At 36.6% G+C, this 17,990-nt stretch carries 10 protein-coding genes, 2 tRNA genes and 1 pseudogene; 8 read left to right on the top strand and 5 right to left on the bottom strand.

The window, feature by feature from the left end; all coding sequences use genetic code 11:
* Positions 1–283: pseudogene (locus ACFIMG_RS00205) on the top strand (late control protein); the annotation flags it as partial.
* Positions 284–550: 267 nt separating this feature from the next.
* Here ACFIMG_RS00205 and ACFIMG_RS00210 read toward each other — a convergent pair.
* Positions 551–626 (bottom strand) — tRNA-Phe (locus ACFIMG_RS00210).
* Between the two features lie 400 nt (positions 627–1,026).
* Between ACFIMG_RS00210 and ACFIMG_RS00215 the strand changes: the two genes are divergently transcribed.
* The 3 genes from ACFIMG_RS00215 to ACFIMG_RS00225 all read left to right on the top strand — a co-directional run bounded on the left by ACFIMG_RS00215 (position 1,027) and on the right by ACFIMG_RS00225 (position 5,522).
* Positions 1,027–2,190: a phosphoserine transaminase gene (locus ACFIMG_RS00215; RefSeq protein ID WP_375679259.1), complete on the top strand. Its 1,164-nt coding sequence runs from the start codon at positions 1,027–1,029 to the stop codon at positions 2,188–2,190.
* Positions 2,191–2,573: 383 nt separating this feature from the next.
* The gene (locus ACFIMG_RS00220) at positions 2,574–3,863 is read left to right on the top strand and encodes an adenylosuccinate synthase (RefSeq protein ID WP_375679260.1); all 1,290 of its coding nucleotides are present in this window, start codon (positions 2,574–2,576) and stop codon (positions 3,861–3,863) included.
* Positions 3,864–4,100: 237 nt separating this feature from the next.
* Positions 4,101–5,522 carry a hypothetical protein gene (locus ACFIMG_RS00225; protein WP_375679261.1) on the top strand — a complete coding sequence of 474 codons (1,422 nt, stop codon included), beginning with the start codon at positions 4,101–4,103 and terminating at the stop codon, positions 5,520–5,522.
* 203 nt (positions 5,523–5,725) lie between these two features.
* Here the strand turns inward: ACFIMG_RS00225 and rpoH are convergent, their stop codons facing one another.
* The 3 genes from rpoH to ACFIMG_RS00240 form a co-directional block, all read right to left on the bottom strand.
* The gene (rpoH, locus tag ACFIMG_RS00230) at positions 5,726–6,610 is read right to left on the bottom strand and encodes an RNA polymerase sigma factor RpoH (RefSeq protein ID WP_375618560.1); all 885 of its coding nucleotides are present in this window, start codon (positions 6,608–6,610) and stop codon (positions 5,726–5,728) included.
* A 148-nt stretch (positions 6,611–6,758) separates the two neighbouring features.
* Complete coding sequence (locus ACFIMG_RS00235; RefSeq protein ID WP_375679262.1) at positions 6,759–7,763, bottom strand: RluA family pseudouridine synthase; 1,005 nt, start codon at positions 7,761–7,763, stop codon at positions 6,759–6,761.
* A gap of 29 nt (positions 7,764–7,792) precedes the next feature.
* A complete protein-coding gene (locus tag ACFIMG_RS00240) occupies positions 7,793–9,223 on the bottom strand; it encodes an aldehyde dehydrogenase family protein (RefSeq protein WP_375679263.1) in 1,431 nt (476 codons plus the stop codon).
* A 460-nt stretch (positions 9,224–9,683) separates the two neighbouring features.
* Here ACFIMG_RS00240 and ACFIMG_RS00245 point away from each other — a divergent pair, with 460 nt between their 5' ends.
* Together ACFIMG_RS00245 and ACFIMG_RS00250 are read left to right on the top strand one after the other, a co-directional pair.
* Positions 9,684–12,257, top strand: coding sequence for a DNA translocase FtsK (locus ACFIMG_RS00245; RefSeq protein ID WP_375679264.1), 2,574 nt, complete (start codon positions 9,684–9,686; stop codon positions 12,255–12,257).
* 820 nt (positions 12,258–13,077) lie between these two features.
* Entirely contained in the window at positions 13,078–14,784 is a 1,707-nt protein-coding gene (locus ACFIMG_RS00250; RefSeq protein WP_375652351.1) for an ATP-binding protein, read from the top strand.
* A gap of 18 nt (positions 14,785–14,802) precedes the next feature.
* On the opposite strand, the gene mscL is transcribed toward ACFIMG_RS00250, so the two are convergent.
* Positions 14,803–15,210, bottom strand: a complete 408-nt coding sequence (gene mscL / locus ACFIMG_RS00255; protein WP_026500234.1) for a large conductance mechanosensitive channel protein MscL — start codon at positions 15,208–15,210, stop codon at positions 14,803–14,805.
* Positions 15,211–16,526: 1,316 nt separating this feature from the next.
* On the opposite strand from mscL, the gene ACFIMG_RS00260 reads away from it, so the two are divergent.
* Positions 16,527–17,609, top strand: a complete 1,083-nt coding sequence (locus ACFIMG_RS00260) for a quinone-dependent dihydroorotate dehydrogenase (RefSeq protein WP_375679265.1) — start codon at positions 16,527–16,529, stop codon at positions 17,607–17,609.
* Positions 17,610–17,746: 137 nt separating this feature from the next.
* Positions 17,747–17,823 (top strand) — tRNA-His (locus ACFIMG_RS00265).
* Positions 17,824–17,990 lie beyond the last annotated feature (167 nt).

A 17,990-nucleotide genomic window follows, 5' to 3' on the forward strand; every position in this document is an offset into this window, starting at 1 on the left:
GACTTGTTACACTTGTGAGGAGGAAGCACGAGCTGCTGCTGCTTCCGAGTCGGACAGGTTGTGTCGTGCTGTGGGCAGTGGTTCTTTGACCCTTGAGGGACGCCCTGAAATCATGGCGGATCAACCTCTCATCCTTCAAGGGTTTCGTGGCGAAATCAATGGTCCATGGAAAGCCGCAACCGTCACCCACTGCTATGAGAAGCAAAGCGGATACACAACAGAAATCACACTCGAGGCACCAAACAAAGGAAAAGAGGCAGGAGAAAAGGAAACCTCTGAGTGACAGAAAATCAAAGGGACAACTTGACCCTTTGATCGGTCGTGATGAGGAATAGGTGCAAGTTGCACCAATTGCTAAAACGAGAAATAAGATCAAGTTGATCCAATTGCATGAGTACAGCAATAGGGTAATGTTTACCCAATTCCTAAAAGGAGCAATGGTGCAAACATTGCACAANTATATAAACTGTAGAAGGTGGTCTAAAAGGTGGTCTGAAAATGGTTACTTAAAGAAAAAATCTATATATTTCAATATGTTAAAAACAAAAAGTGGTGCCCAGACGCGGATTCGAACCACGGACACGCGGATTTTCAGTCCGCTGCTCTACCAACTGAGCTATCTGGGCATGCTTCAAAAAAACATAAAGCGTTTGCGGTTATAACATTAAAATTTTCTCTGTCCAGTCATCAAAAGAAAAATAATTGATTTTTTAATAAGTTTATCTCCCTATTCTAGAGCGTTATCAATGAATCTTTATCATAAAATAAATTTGATAGGTATATTGGACACTTTAGTGTATTGTTATTAGAATGCTGTCTTATCGTGGTGGTGATACGAAAAAAAATTAAAAGAATCAATCGAGAAGAATGATTAAGAAAGATTTTTTTATAAAGTTTCCCTAAATTTTAAGCATACGAAATAAGAGACAACATTTTTGACTTTTTTCTAAAAAGATTATTGATTAGTCTTTATAATAATTTGTTTTTCTTTATAAAGAAAGAAAAACATCTAAAAGGGGAGAAATAATGATAATGTTACAAAAACCAAGTAATCGTCCCAATAATACTAATTTTTCTTCAGGCCCTTGTAGCAAACGGCCTGGTTGGACTCTTGATGCTCTTAAAAATGCATTAGTTGGGCGTTCACATAGATCTAGAGAAGCAGAATTAAAACTTGCTGAAGTTGTTAATTTAACCCGTGAGATTCTTGAGGTTCCTTCTGATCATCGTATAGGAATTATGCCAGGATCAGATACCGGTGCTGTTGAGGCTGCTCTATGGTCTCTATTAGGTGAGCGTGGCATTGATATGGCAGCGTGGGAAAGTTTTGGGTTTGGGTGGAATAAAGATGTTGTCGAGCAATTAAAGCTTTCTGATGTGCGTCGTTTTGAAGCTCCTTATGGTGAAATACCAGATTTAACACAACTTGACTTTGATCGGGATGTTGTTTTTACATGGAATGGGACAACTTCTGGTGTGCGTATTCCTAATGCGGATTTCATTCCGCATAAGCGGGCTGGATTGACCATTTGTGATGCAACATCGGCAGCTTTTGCGCAATATCTTGATTTTTCAAAATTAGATGTTGTTACTTTTTCATGGCAGAAAGTTTTGGGAGGTGAGGCTGCACATGGTATGGTGATTTTAAGTCCTCGTGCTGTTGAGAGGCTTGAGAATCATGTTCCAGCTTGGCCTATGCCCCAACTTTTCTATATGACAAAAAATGGAAAATTGAACGAAGATATTTTTAAAGGAAAGATCATCAATACACCTTCTATGCTTTGTGTTGAGGATTTCCTTGATGGGTTGAAGTGGGCAAAATCTCTAGGAGGTGCAGCGGCATTAAGAGCACGGGTTGAGAAAAATTTTTCTGTACTTGATGCTTTTGTTCGCAAAACGCCATGGTTAGAATATTTGGCAAAAGATCCTGAAGTGCGTTCTAACACCGCTATTTGTTTAGATATTGTGGATCCAGTGATTACTGCTTTGGATACGGAAAAGCGAGTATCTTTTATAAAAGCGGTTGTGAAGCGTCTTGATGAGGAAGGGGTTGCTTATGATATCGGTTCGTATCGCGATGCTCCTCCTGGGCTTCGAATTTGGGCGGGTATAACAATTGAGGCTTCCGATCTTGAAATTTTAACACAATGGCTTGAGTGGGCGTTCCAAGTTGAAAAAGCACAGCTTTAAATAATTACTGGTGATTTTCACAACGTGTTTTTAAACAAAAAAGGATACGAGAGATTATGATGATCTTTCGTATTCTTGTATCAGACAAACAGCCTCTAAATATTACATGAATTGTAAAAGATTAAGACGGGGAATGAATGCTTTGTCAGGTGTTGGATACGCACAAATTAAAATCTCTAATGTTTTTACTTTTTGTAGCGAAAATGACAGATTTAAAATATTTGGGTATTTGCTTATCTTTATTATCATAAATTTGAAAATTTAATCACTTGAAGATTGAGAAAAATCTGAAATGAGGAGTCGCACTTGCTCTAAGGTTTCGTTATAAAGAAGAGTTTGTTTTTGAATGCTGGTTTTTTTGACCAAACACGACGGAGAAAGTTATGGCCAATGTAGTTGTTGTCGGTACACAATGGGGTGATGAAGGCAAAGGTAAAATTGTAGATTGGTTGTCTGAGCGAGCAGATATCGTGGTGAGATATCAGGGGGGGCATAATGCTGGCCATACATTGGTTGTTGATGGAGTCAGTTATAAATTATCACTTTTACCGTCTGGTTTAGTGCGTGGCAAGTTATCAATTATTGGTAATGGTGTTGTTGTTGACCCTCATCATTTTGTTGCAGAAGTAAAAAAACTATGTAATCAGGGTGTAAAAATCACACCAGAAATTTTGCGTATTGCTGAAAATGCTCCTTTGATTCTTTCTTTGCATCGTGATCTTGATGCAATTCGAGAAAGCGGTTTATCTGGTTTAAAGATTGGTACAACAAAGCGCGGTATTGGACCGGCTTATGAAGATAAGGTGGGACGTCGTGCTATCCGAGTGATGGATTTAGCAGAAAAAGATACACTTATGGCTAAGATTGAGCGGCTTTTGAGGCATCATAATGCTTTGCGTCTTGGGATGGGTGTTGCAGAGATTGATTCTCGAGCACTTTATGATGAATTGATGCAAGTTGCGGATAAAATTTTGCCCTTTATGGATTGTACGTGGCGTCTTTTAGATGAAGGTTATCGAGGAGGGAAACACATTCTTTTTGAAGGTGCGCAAGGTGCTTTATTAGATAATGATTTTGGAACTTATCCTTATGTAACGTCATCTAATACAGTTGCTGGGCAAGCATGTACAGGTTCGGGGATGGGACCTGATGCAATCCATTATGTTTTGGGTATTGCAAAAGCTTATACTACACGCGTTGGAGAAGGGCCGTTCCCGACAGAGCAGATAAATGATATTGGTGAATTTCTGGGAGTGCGTGGACATGAATTTGGTGTTGTAACGGGTCGAAAGCGTCGATGTGGTTGGTTTGATGCTGTCTTAGTACGTCAGATGGTAACAATTTGCGGTGTTCAAGGTATAGCATTGACAAAACTTGATGTTTTAGATGGTTTGGATGAAATAAAAATTTGTATTGGTTATGAGCTTGATGGTAAAAGGATTGATTATTTACCTTCTTCCATGGGAGCTCAGGATCGGGTGAAGCCTATTTATGCAACATTAGAAGGTTGGAAGGAAGAAACAGCACATGCATTGAGGTGGGAAGATTTACCAGTGCAGGCTATTAAATATATACGCTATATTGAAGAACTGATTAATACAAAAGTGGCTTTATTATCCACAAGTCCAGAGCGTGAAGATACTATTCTTATTACGGATCCCTTTGTTAATTGATTATTGTTTTTAGATTTCTATATATGTTCTCTGTTCGTTTTTGTATCTTTTTACAAAAAAAGTTTTTAAGAGCACGTAAAAGAAAGGTGCAAAATAGCATTGTTTATTTTTCATATTCATTTTACATTATTGCGATAGTTGTACCAATATTAAATGGCAACCAATTTAGAAGGCTAAAATAAAGTTTTTTGGCTTTACTATTGATTTTTTCTCAGTTTAAGAGAGATTATAGAGGAAATGGTAGATTTCGTTGGAATCTTAAAAAAGACAATTAATGCACAAAATAATATTACACCACAAGTGCGTAAGCGGATTTATAAGCGGGCTACCGAAACACTAGAACATCAATTTGTAACAGCAAAAATATCACAAGCAATAGCGGATGAACAAAGAAAGCTTCTTCAAAGTTCTATTGCAACTGTTGAAGGAGAATATTTAGCAGTTGAAAAGAAACGGCTCTCTTCAGTTATTGGGTGGAATCCCACAAATATAAATGAAGATAAGAAATATACAAAAAAAACTATATTACCAAAGAATAATGAATTGTCAGAGGTAAACATAAAAAGAAAGCAAGATTTTGTTACACGTTCAAAGGATAACAAGGTATTTGTTGAGCTTTGTGTATCAGATATACCAGATGCAGAGCCTGTTAATATGGAGGCTGATGTGCCTTCTCAGCATGTTAATAGCAGTGTGTTAAAGATTTCTCCTTCGCAGGAAGATAATCCGCATATTGTTTCGCACATTTTTTCTCAGGCTTTACGTCGTGCTAATAAATCGTTAGTGCAAAGGCGTATTGTGATAAGTGCTGTTTCTGTTGTTAGTTTTGTTGTTTTACTTGTTGGTATTTTTTTTGTTGGTGAGCGTGTATTTGTATCAAATGATCATCAGTTTTTAGAAGAAAATCTTCAAGCTTCTCACAGAGTACCAAAGGCATTTCCAATTAAGAGAAAGTTAACACAACGCTTATTAGAGGATGGAAGTGAAATTGATGTTGGTTTAAAACAAGCGATAGATTCTTCGGATGAAGAAGTACTCTCAACAGTTGTTTCTAGCAATTTGCAATCGCTTGAAAAATCAGGTGAAGCTGTTTTCTATCAAGCACGTACAAATTATGATGCAGAAAAGATAGCAACGGGAAGTGCTCGCTGGACACTTATAAAAGAGTCTCAAGTGAAGGGGGCTCCAGAAGAAACAACTATACAAGGTGATATAACAATTCCTGATGAAGGGATATCATTACGGTTAATTTTACGTCGTAATACCGATCAGTCATTTCCTGCTGCGTATATTATGGACCTTATTTTTATTCTTTCGGATAAATTTTCAGGTAAAACTATAAGCAATATTCAAGCATTAACCTTTAAAGCAAGTGAACAATCCATTGGACTGGCTTTAACAAGAACTATTGCTGCAAAGATTAACGAAGACTTTTTTCTTGTCGCATTGAGTGGAAATCATCCATTTCTTGATCGAAATTTACAATTGATGCGAGAATTAGATTGGATCCGTTTGGTGTTAACGGATAAAAACGGGCGTATAAGTGAATTAACCTTTGCAAAAGGACCAACAGGTAAGTCTATTTTTAATGAAGTTATTGGACAATGGCTTGCACAACAAGATAAGTTAACAGTTCTTGGTCAAAAAAATAAAACATAGATGCAAAAAAATAAACGGCTGTGAAGAATTTTCTACGACCATCTTTATCAATTATATACCACATACATTCACTAAATTTTTGCATATCAATAACTTAAAGAATTCGATAGACCAATTTACAAGTATAAAGCCAAGGCATGCTTTTTTTCATTTTCACATTTAAAGAATGTGCAAACCATTGGCTTTATACTTAACTCTAGGTTTTATACTTGACTTTGAGATAAAGTAGAATCTTTGATAGAGTTTTGCACTTTTTCAAATGCACGCATTTCAATTTGTCTTACTCGTTCTCGACTAATATTAAATTCACCAGAGAGTTCTTCTAGGGTTAGTGGTACATCGTTTAAACGACGCGCTTTGAATATACGTTTTTCGCGTTCATTGAGATTGTCCATGGCATTTATGAGCATGGAACGGCGATTTTCTAATTCACTTTTTTCAATTAAAATTTGTTCTTGATCGTTAGATTCATCCACCAACCAATCTTGTAACTCGCTGTTTTCCCCTTCTTTTGTCCGAATCGGTGCGTTGAGTGAAGTGTCACCACCAAGCCTACGATTCATTGATACAACTTCATCTTCTGTGACATTCAACTGGGTTGCAATTTCTTTCACTTGTTCTGCATTGAGATCGCCACTATCAAGTGCTTGAAGTTTACTTTTCAACTTACGAAGGTTGAAAAACAAGCGCTTTTGATTAGCTGTTGTCCCCATTTTCACCAAACTCCAAGAGCGCAATACATATTCTTGGATTGACGCTTTAATCCACCATATTGCATAGGTTGCAAGACGAAAACCCCGCTCTGGTTCGAAACGTTTAACAGCTTGCATGAGTCCAACATTGCCTTCTGAAATAACTTCCCCAATGGGAAGTCCGTAGCCCCGATATCCCATCGCGATTTTAGCTACGAGACGCAAATGGCTGGTTACTAGCCTATGCGCAGCTTTTAGATCATTATGCTCACGGTAACGCTGAGCTAACATATACTCTTCTTTTGGCTCAAGCATTGGAAAACGACGCACTTCTTCCAAGTAACGGTTTAAACCACCATCACCTGTCATTACTGATAATAAATTCATATGGGCCATATAGCACCCTCCTTTTGTCTGAATTCCCTGATAAGGCAAATTCTATGTTTTAGATAGCTAACTATCCTCATAACCTCACTCTAGCATATTTTTCAATTTTGTTCAAAAAAAGATATTTTATTGTGAAATCTTGAGAAGGGGAAAAGTTTCAATTCATTTTTTTAAAAAGCTCAATAAGTTTAGTCATATCTTGAGGCAGTGGTGCGGAAAACGACATAACTTTACCGGTAGAAGGATGTTCAAAAGTAAGATTTGCAGCATGGAGTGCATGTCGGTTGAATTGATCGATTGCATTTCTAATAGTGGGGTTGAATGTGTTTGATTTTGTTTTAAAAGCGTTTCCATAAACTGTATCGCCTATGAGTGGATGCCCTATATGAGTCATATGAACACGGATTTGATGGGTGCGTCCAGTTTCCAAGCGACATTCCAGAAGGCTAGCAAAAGATGTTGAGTCTGCATGAGAGCCATATTTTTCAAGCAGAGAAACATGTGTAACAGCGTGACGAGCATAAGGGTTTTGGTTATGGATGACAGCTTGCTTTGTCCGGTTATGGGGCGAACGGCCAAGTGATGCATCAATTGTCCAGACATTACGGTGAGGTGCCCCCCAAATCAAGGCATGATAACGTCGATCTAATGCGCAGGTACGTCCATGATCAGAAAATTGAGCGCTAAGACTTTTATGGGCCAGATCATTTTTTGCAACAACCATGACACCGCTTGTATTTTTATCGAGACGATGGACAATACCAGGGCGTTTAACACCACCTATACCAGATAAACTATTCCCACAGTGGTAAATAAGGGCATTAACCAATGTACCGGTCCAATTTCCATTTCCAGGATGAACAACAAGACCAGCTGGTTTGTTAATAACAATGATATGATCATCTTCAAAAAGAATGTCCAATGCAATGGCTTCAGCGCTAGGTTCTGCATCACGAAGGTCAGGGATTTCCAATTCAATTATTTGGTTAGGTTTTAATTTTGTTTTTGGTTCCTTTATGAATTGACCATCAATTTTAAGACAGCCTTCACGGATGAGAGTTTGCAAACGCGAACGTGAGAGCACATCATGATATTGTTTTGCGAGCCACTGATCAAGACGTTGCCCAAGAGCACCTTCATCCGTTATTTTCTGTATTACCATACGATTCCTATTAAGTTTTTAATAAGATTTTACCAGTACGAAATTGCTTTACTATCGAGAAATTCTTTAATTCCCCAATGTCCTCCTTCACGAGCGCGCCCAGAAAATTTTACACCACCAAAGTAGCTTCCACTGGGTAATCCATGTCCATTAACTTCTACCATACCAGAGCGTACTTGTTCCGCAATACGACGACATTTGTTGCGATCTTGCGATTGAATATAGTTTGTAAGACCATACTCAGTCTCATTCGCTAAAGCGACGGCTTCTTCTTCTGTACTAAAAGAAAGAATCGAGAGAACTGGACCAAAGATTTCTTCTTTAAAAATACGCATATGAGGTTTTACATCAGCAAAGACTGTTGGGCGAACATAATAACCGCGTTCCATTCCTTTTGGTAAACCAATTCCGCCTGCAACAAGAGTTGCACCTTCATCAATTCCCGATTGGATAAGATCTTGAATTTTATCGTATTGTTTTTTTGAAACGACAGGCCCAATATGATTTCCTTCTTGGTAGTTTGGTCCTACTTTTGTTGTTTCTGCAATATCTTTAGCTATTTTTACGGCTTTGTCATAGATGCTCTGTTCCACAAGCATACGAGTCGGTGCATTACAACTTTGTCCACTATTATAAAAGCAATGTCGTGCACCACGTTGAATAGCATCTGAGTCGGCATCAGCAAAGATAATATTCGCTCCTTTTCCCCCAAGTTCCAGACAGACTCTTTTTAAAGTTACACTGGCATTTTTCGAAATATCTTTTCCTGCTCTGGTTGAACCAGTAAAGCTGATCATTTCTAAATCTGGATGTGCAGAGAGGTAAGAGCCGACAGTCGCACCATCACCATTGATTAAATTAAAAACACCGGCTGGAAGTGCTGCTTCATCTAAAATTTCAGCAAAAAGCATAGCAGAAAGAGGCGCAATTTCAGAGGGCTTTAACACCATGGTACAGCCAGCCAAGAGAGCAGGAATAACTTTAAGAGTTACTTGATTCATGGGCCAATTCCATGGCGTAATTAATCCTACGACGCCGATAGGATCGTAGTGAAGGATTGCTTGCTCATTTCCCTTTATTAAAGTTTCTTGGAACGAAAACTCTTTATAAGCTTCGATAAAATTGCGAATATGGGAACTTCCGGTTGCAGTTTGCGCATTAAGCGCCATATCAATTGGTGCTCCCATTTCCATTGAAATGGTTTTTGCCATGTCTTTGGAACGTTTTTCGTAGATCTCTAGAATTTTTTCAACAAATCCAAGACGCTCATTTGGTGACGTTGTTTTCCATTTTTGAAACGCTTCTTTAGCCGCATTAATTGCTTTATCGGCATCTTTTGTACTTCCAAGGCTAATGACAGCACAAGCCTCCTCTGTTGATGGATTAATGACGTCAAAATCGTGAGGAGTGCTTGGCTCATCCCATAGACCATTGATATAAAAATTCCGTTTATTAAACATAATTCACTCCCTTTTTTCTATTTGTATTTATGTAATTATGATTGTCTTAGTCTAAGCCTTTTTAAACGAGGATAACAAGGATAATCTTATAAAAACGCGAGAAATTAGATTATATCGTGATAATTGAGCATGGAGAATTCAATAGAGTAATGCTCATTGTATTATTGAGACTAGTTTCTTTTATGAAAAGGGAGAGAAAGAGAGGCATAGACAATTTTCTTGAAGCTTTTTTATCATGAAGTTTTCTTCAAAACAAATGAAATACGAGCTCTGTGACACCATAAACTGAGCAATTTATATCGTAAATATGCAAAAGGCAGATTATGAATATGCATTATGGCATTATTTTTTTCATTAAAAAGTAACCATCAGCAAAAGGTTATTAACCTTCGTATGATAGTTTCTACGAATTCTTTTTGAAAAGGTTATTTTTCTCATTGCTATAAATTTGTTGGGTGCCATGCATAATTCGAAAACAAAATCTATTTCTACGTCTTCTTTTTCTGATGATGGTACAAAAGGTGCATCAAGAGAAGATTTATCTGTTAAGATTACTGAGATATTTCCTTATCCGGAAGTGTGGAAAAAGGCATTTGCCCTTGGAAAAAACGTCCGTTTCACGAGAACCCCAGAAGTTGAGATTTTGCGTCGTCGTATAGAAACAGATCCAGTTTTTGCAAAACAGTTTAAAATTTTTACGAAGCAAGATCAAAAAAAAATTACAGATGCAGATATTGTACGTTGTAACAAGAAAACAACCAATATTCTTTCGACAAAAAAAGTCATTAATCCTCAATCAATAGAGAATAAAACATCAGTTTGTCATTCAACGGTTCTGAAGCAGTTGTCACGACAAGCTATTCATATGCCGTCAGCAAATATTCCACTTGAGGAGGATGAACAAGAACGTAAATTACAAGTGGAAAATGTGCTACAAAAAATAAAACCTGCTTTGCATCTTTCCGATGATGCATTTTTTGAGTGTGAATCTTTGATATTTGAACATGTGGAGACTCAAACGTCAAAAGAGGATGGAATATCAATTGACACGACAAATGAAATTACACCGGATATTCCCACAGCCTTTGATGAGTCAATAACGGCTCTTTACCGTGTTCTTGAATACCGCTTTCCACAACTCTATGATTCAATTACATCAGAATCTCCAGCGGAAAGGATGCGAGGCGTTGAGAAAATTTCTGATTTAATGCATACAAATAATGATACTACTAAAGAGAGTCATTCTAAGCTTTCTGTTGAAGATTCTGCTCATACGTTAAGTAATACAGGGGCGTTAAGCGATGCAGGAGCTAGTATAGAGACTGAAAATAGCAATAATACTGTCGCCAATAATACTGTTGATTGTATAAACAAAGCCGTCACAAAGAATTCAAAAGATTTTTCTGTGATGCAAGCAAACAGTAAAACTAAAACATTGCAATCTACTCGTATGCCATTAGGTAATTATGATTCTGCTTTTATGCAAAATATTCAATCTATTGACTGTGATGTTTATGAATTTCCTCCGATCAACTTATTACAGGAACCTGTTTTTCATGAAGGTACGATGATTCCTCAAGAAACATTAGAACGTGGTGCTGGACTTTTGGAAAGTGTTTTGGAAGATTTTGGCATTAAGGGTGAAGTTATCCATGTTCATCCAGGGCCAGTGGTAACAATGTATGAATTTGAACCCGCCGCGGGCGTAAAGTCATCGCGCGTTATTAATCTTTCTGATGATATTGCGCGTTCTATGTCTGCTATTTCTACACGCGTTGCTGTAATTCCTGGACGTAATGTTATCGGGATTGAGTTACCCAATGCGGTTCGTGAAACCGTTTATTTACGAGAATTAATCCAAACACGTTCTTTTCGTGAAAGTGAATTTAAACTTGCTCTTGCTTTGGGGAAGGGGATTAATGGTGAACCGGTCATTGCAGAATTAGCAAAAATGCCTCATTTATTGGTTGCAGGAACAACAGGATCAGGCAAGTCTGTTGCAATTAATACAATGATTTTGTCGATTCTTTATCGTATGACACCAAAGCAATGTCGTTTGATCATGGTTGATCCTAAAATGTTAGAGCTTTCTGTTTATGATGGCATTCCACATCTTTTAACACCCGTTGTCACAGATCCCAAAAAAGCAGTAACAGCTTTAAAATGGGCGGTTCGTGAAATGGAAGAGCGTTATCGCAAAATGGCTAAGTTGGGTGTGCGTAATATTGATGGTTTTAATGCACGCGTTGCACTTGCAGCTCAAAAAGGCGAAACAATCATGTGTACTGTTCAGTCGGGTTTTGATAAGGAAACAGGGGAAATGCTTTATCATGAAGAAGCCATGGATCTCACGCAGCTTCCTTATATTGTTGTGATTGTTGATGAGATGGCTGATCTTATGATGGTGGCAGGGAAAGAGATAGAGAATGCCATTCAGCGCTTAGCGCAAATGGCGCGTGCGGCAGGTATTCATCTTATTATGGCAACGCAACGTCCTTCTGTTGATGTTATCACAGGTACAATTAAAGCGAACTTTCCTACCCGCATTTCTTTTCAAGTAACATCAAAAATTGATAGTCGTACGATCTTGGGTGAACAAGGTGCTGAAACACTTTTAGGTCAGGGGGATATGCTTCATATGGCTGGTGGTGGACGCATTGTGCGCGTTCATGGACCTTTTGTCTCAGATGAAGAAGTTGAATCCATCGTTGCACATCTTAAAATGCAAGGAAAACCTGATTATTTAGCAACGGTAACGGATAATGAAGACGATAACAAAGAGGATACTTCTGCTGATTCAGCTGCTGAAATTTCTGAGGAAGAAAATTTTGATGAAGAGGGTGAGGAACTTTATAACCAAGCTGTAAAAATTGTTATGCGTGATAAAAAATGTTCAACATCTTATATTCAGCGCCGACTTTCAATCGGCTATAATAAAGCAGCTTCTCTCGTCGAGCGGATGGAAGAAAAAGGCATTGTTGGAGCCGCTAATCATGTTGGAAAACGTGAAATTTTACTCAATGAAGGAAAATAAACAAACGCATTTAAAAATATGCAATTTTTTAAATATCTAACAGTTATTATTTAAATGTGCTTGTTTTATTTTTTTATATAATATTAAAAATTTAAATGGAGAGTAATAAAGCAAAAGCGATCTTTTGTATTAAGACTTCTGATGAGGTAAACAAGCTTATATCAAAGGAGGTTATGAGATATTTTAACATTTCTAAATGATCTGGAATATAAAGAAATTAAACAAATCTTTATATGAAGACAGATAATTTGTGTTCTCTTTTTTACAGAGAAAATTTTTAATAAAATAGTGCGGTAGCATATTTTTTCTTTTGTAGCGATTCTAATGAAAGAAAGATCTTTGTATGAATGCCTTCAAATGCCGAGAACTATTGGTAACATTAGGGGCTGAAATTAGTATAATGATGGTGCTAACCAGCTCTTTTATAAGTATAAAAATGGTAATGCACAATGCCTTGATATCCTCTATAGGGACTTTTACATTACACCATTTACAGATGACGTCGTAAAATAAGCTTGGGGATCTTGGGAGATATCTTTTCAAAAAAGGCGCATGAATGTGTAAAATAAGTGTATTCTTTTTGAGTACTATTTATGCGAGGGAGATGTTACCATTATTGTAACAAGATTTATTATATAATGGGTGAATAAGCAACAAGAGCTGGAAGCTTCTTTTTATTCTTGTTTTGTTGATGAAACAGTCAAAATTTTGCTACAGACAATTGATATGAGATATCAAGTTATTTTAACCAGAATAGATAATTGTAAACAAATTAGCATTATTCATTTGAGAGTAAATTCAACACTTTTTAGTTTTAGTTATGCCATTAAAAGCAGATGAGTTAAAGTTAAATACAAATGAATTAAAATGTCAGCAAGAAGCTTTTCGTTTTACACCAGAGCTTTTGCCACGGCCTTTTACGTGGGAAATCGATCACAATGGTTTGTTTTGTGAAGTCTCAAAAGAGCTAGCTGAAGTTGTTGGTCCTCTCTCTTCTTCTATTTTAGGGTGTAGTTTTCATGAACTTGCTCATCAATTTAATGATGATCGATATCTGGTTCTCAGTCGTTTTATTGAAGCGGCTATGCCTTGGAGTAAAGAGATTGTTCAATGGCCTGTTGATGGTTGCTTACAATGGCTTGATGTTGAATTGTCGGCTTTGCCAATTTTTGATGTTAAAAAGCAGCTTAAGGGGTTTCGTGGCTTTGGTGTTTTAAAAATACAAAAAAAAGTCCAAGAAAAAAGAAATGAAAAGCTAGAAACAGAAATGCTATGTCTTACGGAGATAGAACGCTCAGCTTTTCGTGAAATTGCAGAGCAATTGCGTGATGAATTGAATTCATCGGTAAAAGAAGAAAATTTAGTTGAAGAAACAGCTATTCAGTTACCATATGCACAAACATTGCCGGTAAATGCTATAGAACAAGCTCTCGTAAAAGAGCCCGCTGCAGTTTTATCATTGTTGGATACAGCAACAGATGGTGTTTTATGGTTGGATGAAGAGGGCTTTGTTCAATCAGCGAGTAGGGCAGCCTTAGCATTAATGGGTTATGAAATAAATGAACTACGAGGACAACCATTCTCTTCATTATTTACTTTGCAAAGCCGACTTTTGGTTGAAAAGTATTTTAAATCAATCCGTATGGAGGAAAAAAATCAGGTTTTAAATCGCAGTGAAACCGCTGATTTAATGACAAAAAATCATAAAAATATAACCGTTTTGATAACGATTGTATTTTTGGCAAAGCAAGGCAATTATGCTGTTATGTTGCGTGATAGGACACAAACAGTTCCATCAGGAGAAAAAAAAGCAGAAGAGGATAAAATCGTTGGAGTTGTTCATGAAATACGAACACCTTTGAATGCTCTTATTGGTTTTGCAGAAATTATGAGAGAAGGCCGTTTTGGTTCGATAGAAAATGAGCGCTATCATGGATATTTACGCGATATTATTTCCTCTGGAAAACATATATTATTGCTGATTAATCAATTACTAGAGTGCTCGAAGATAAATTATTCTGGTTCCGATAACCAGATTGATTCTTCCCTTATTTCTGAAACATTTGATGTAATATCTTGTTTACGTGCGACGATAGCTTTTCTTGAAACTCAAGCCAATCAGAACGGCATTATCATGCGTATTGTTGCTCCACCTCACGTTCCATTTATTCCTGTATCACAACAAGTGTTTCGCCAGATTATATGGAATCTTCTTTCCAATGCTATTCGTTTTACACCTTTGGGTGGACAGATTATTGTTCACGTTTCTTATAGAAAAGAACGTGTAAAAATTTCAGTGAGTGATAATGGTATAGGGATGAACGAAGAAGAGATTATACAGGCACTGCAACCTTATGGTCAAGTAGAGCGCAAAGATGGACGATCTGGTGATAGCGCTTTTATGGGAACAGGTTTAGGCCTCCCAATGTGTAAAGCAATGGTGGAAGAAAGAGGGGGACAATTTTTACTGTTCTCAAAACCCAATCATGGAACAACTGTGGAAATGTTTTTTCCTCGTGTTCCATGATGTAAATCTGGCATAAAATTATTTTTTCTTAGCCAAAAGATCTCTAATTTCTGTTAAAAGTTGTTCTTCTGAAGACGTTTTTTTGGGGCTTTCTTCTTCTTTTCTACGAATTTTATTCATAGCCTTAACGAATAAAAAAAGAACCCAAGCAATAATGAGAAAATTGATAAGTAAAGTAATAAAGTGTCCATAGCTAATGGTTGCTCCAGCTGCTTTGGCGGCACTCAATGTTGCTTGTTTTTCGCCAGCAAGTTGAATAAACATATTAGAAAAATCAATCCCACCTGTAATCAGCCCAATGATTGGCATAAAAATATCATTGACAATTGAGTTGACCAAGCTACCAAAAGCACCCCCTATAATCACACCGATAGCAAGATCAATCATATTACCTTTTAGGGCAAATTCTTTGAATTCTTTAAGCATTGCATTTTCCCCTTTATATAAGCGATATACGGTAATTTACTTACCGCTTTTGATGAAAAAGGAAAGGGCAGATTTTATTTTTAGGATTATATTACGATATTAATATTATTTTCAAAGAACTTTATAAGGTTTAATAAAGAGCTTTAGGGCTCTATTTGAATGTACATAGAATATTTCCTAGAAAAAAGCTTTTTTGATAAAAACTATATCTGCTTTTTCAACAGAAAGTAGAAAACTGTAGCTTAATTTATATAATTGCCTCAAGATCTTTATGATAACATTAAAAAGAGAGATTTTTACACAATACTACAAAATGAGTAGTGTTGAAAGTTGAGCTATCAGAAAGCTTTTCAAATGAAGTGCATATATTAGCATAACATTTTGTCATAAAAAGAGAATTTAGGAATAAAAAATATATTTCAGCACTGATAGAAGAAATAGATAGATGAGACAGGAGTAAAACTTATAATTTAATTCCTCTTAATTTAGTAAGCGATAATAGCAATTAGGAGGGCATTATGGCTTATCTAAAAGCTATTTGTATTGGGTTACATGAGCTAAAATGGCGATAATTCGGATGGAAGAAACACATTTCATCTGCTGGAAGATTGTATCAGTTTATAAATAGCAGAGCTCTAGGGTTTGCAAGATCATTTTGGTTTGGAAGTCGTTGGTATGATGTTTGAGTTCAATAATCAACTGTCATTACTTAAAATATATGTTAGGCAGAGCACTTAATAGATGCAAAATTGTATTTAACGCATCAGAAATGGCAAAGGAAACAACGCAGATTATCAATAGAGTACAAATTGATTGAACATTCTGTTGCTCATAAATAGTGCAACAATAGTATGAATTTAGATGATTTTATGAACTATGTATCCTATAAATGCTAGGAAAAAATAGCTTTATAGAACAAGCTTTGTTTCTATTGAAAACAATATTACACAAAGGAACTTTGGGAATAGAGATAATTTGCCTGCATTTTTAAGAAAATTATGAGCGTGCCTGCATAAGGCGTCATAAAACCATGACTATGGTAAGAGCCATTGATGTTCCAATTCATGCTGAATTTTATAAGATTAGGATTCATATTTTAATCTTTAAAAAATGTCGAAAAAGAGAAACATTTTTTAAGAATAAAAAGTTCTTTACATAGTATAACCAATATAAACATGTATGGCTATTATGTGATGAGTTTTCTTCTAGAAGGGGAATATTATTTGGATAATATGCTTGCTTTGATTGGAAATCTTTTGTGTTAAAAGGTAGAGGTGAGGTGCGATGGATCATTTTTATGTTGTGGAGAAGAATTGATGAGTTTTTTTCGTTGTATTGGCCGTTCTGCCTTATTTATGTTGGATCCAGAGCAAGCACACGGTTTAGCGATTCTTGGGCTGAAAAGTGGATTAAATGGTTGTCAAAAGGTTATCGACAAACGTTTGTGTGTAACTGTTGCTGGTCTTGAGTTTGAAAATTTTATTGGTCTTGCAGCGGGGTTTGATAAAAATGCAGAGGTTGTAGATGGTATTTTTCGGTTAGGATTTGGTTTTACTGAAATTGGGACAGTGACACCAAAGCCTCAGATTGGAAATCCTAAACCACGGCTTTTTCGTTTAAAAGAAGATGAAGCGATTATTAATAGAATGGGCTTTAATAATGACGGACATCAAGTTGTTTACAACAGATTGCGTGTGTGTAAAAAAACTGGTGTTGTAGGAGTTAACATTGGAGCTAATAAGGATACAGTTAATAAGATTGATGATTATACTGTTGGTATTACTCATTTTTATGATGTTGCTGATTATTTTACGGTTAATATTTCTTCTCCTAATACACCAGGTTTACGTGATTTACAGGCCCGTGAAAGTTTGCATCTTTTGTTGAGTGCAATTTCGCAAGTGCGAAATGAGCAAGAGAAAAAGCATGGATTCTCCATTCCCATTTTTTTAAAAATTGCTCCTGATTTATCAGAGAAAGAATTAGATGATGTTGCTGAAGAAATAAAACTTTCTGATTTTAATGGGCTGATTGTTTCTAACACAACTCTTTCACGCCAAGGTCTTAGCAATAGTCACTTCAGTAATGAAGAGGGAGGGCTTTCTGGACATCCACTTTTTGAACGTTCTACTATTGTGCTTGCAAAAATGCGTCAAAAGTTAGGGAAGGAGATTGCAATTATCGGTGTTGGCGGTGTAAAGGATGCGCAGACTGCTTTGGAAAAAGTAAAAGCTGGTGCAGATTTGATTCAATTATACAGTGGGATGGTTTATGAAGGTCCAGATCTTGTCATAACTATTCTGCAAGAGATTTTGCAGATGATGCAACAAGATGGAGTTGATAACATAAAAGGCTATCGTGATCATAGTATTGAGCATTGGGCAAAATTTCCTTTGTAAAAAACGCTTTTTTCTTCACAAAAAATTGCGAGATTTTTTTAAAGGGGCTTGCAAACTTTGTTGATCTTCCTTATGTCACATAAGCAAAGAATAAATGTTTACGAAATCGTGAACAGTTATGATACATTTGATTTTATGCGGTTGTAGCTCAGTTGGTTAGAGCGCTGGTTTGTGGCACCAGAGGTCGTAGGTTCAAATCCCACCAACCGTACCAAAAAATTTTATTGAAAATACTGAAAATGGATATACAAGACGAACAAACGGCTCGCTGAGGATCTTTTATCAATGACTGTAGTTGCTTGGGGGCATAATATTGTACAAAAAAAACGCATGGCATAAAGTCCAAAAAACCAATAAAGGGGCATTGCGCTTCTTTTTTAA

Source organism: Bartonella sp. AP11XZML, from assembly GCF_042196445.1.
GTDB lineage: Bacteria > Pseudomonadota > Alphaproteobacteria > Rhizobiales > Rhizobiaceae > Bartonella.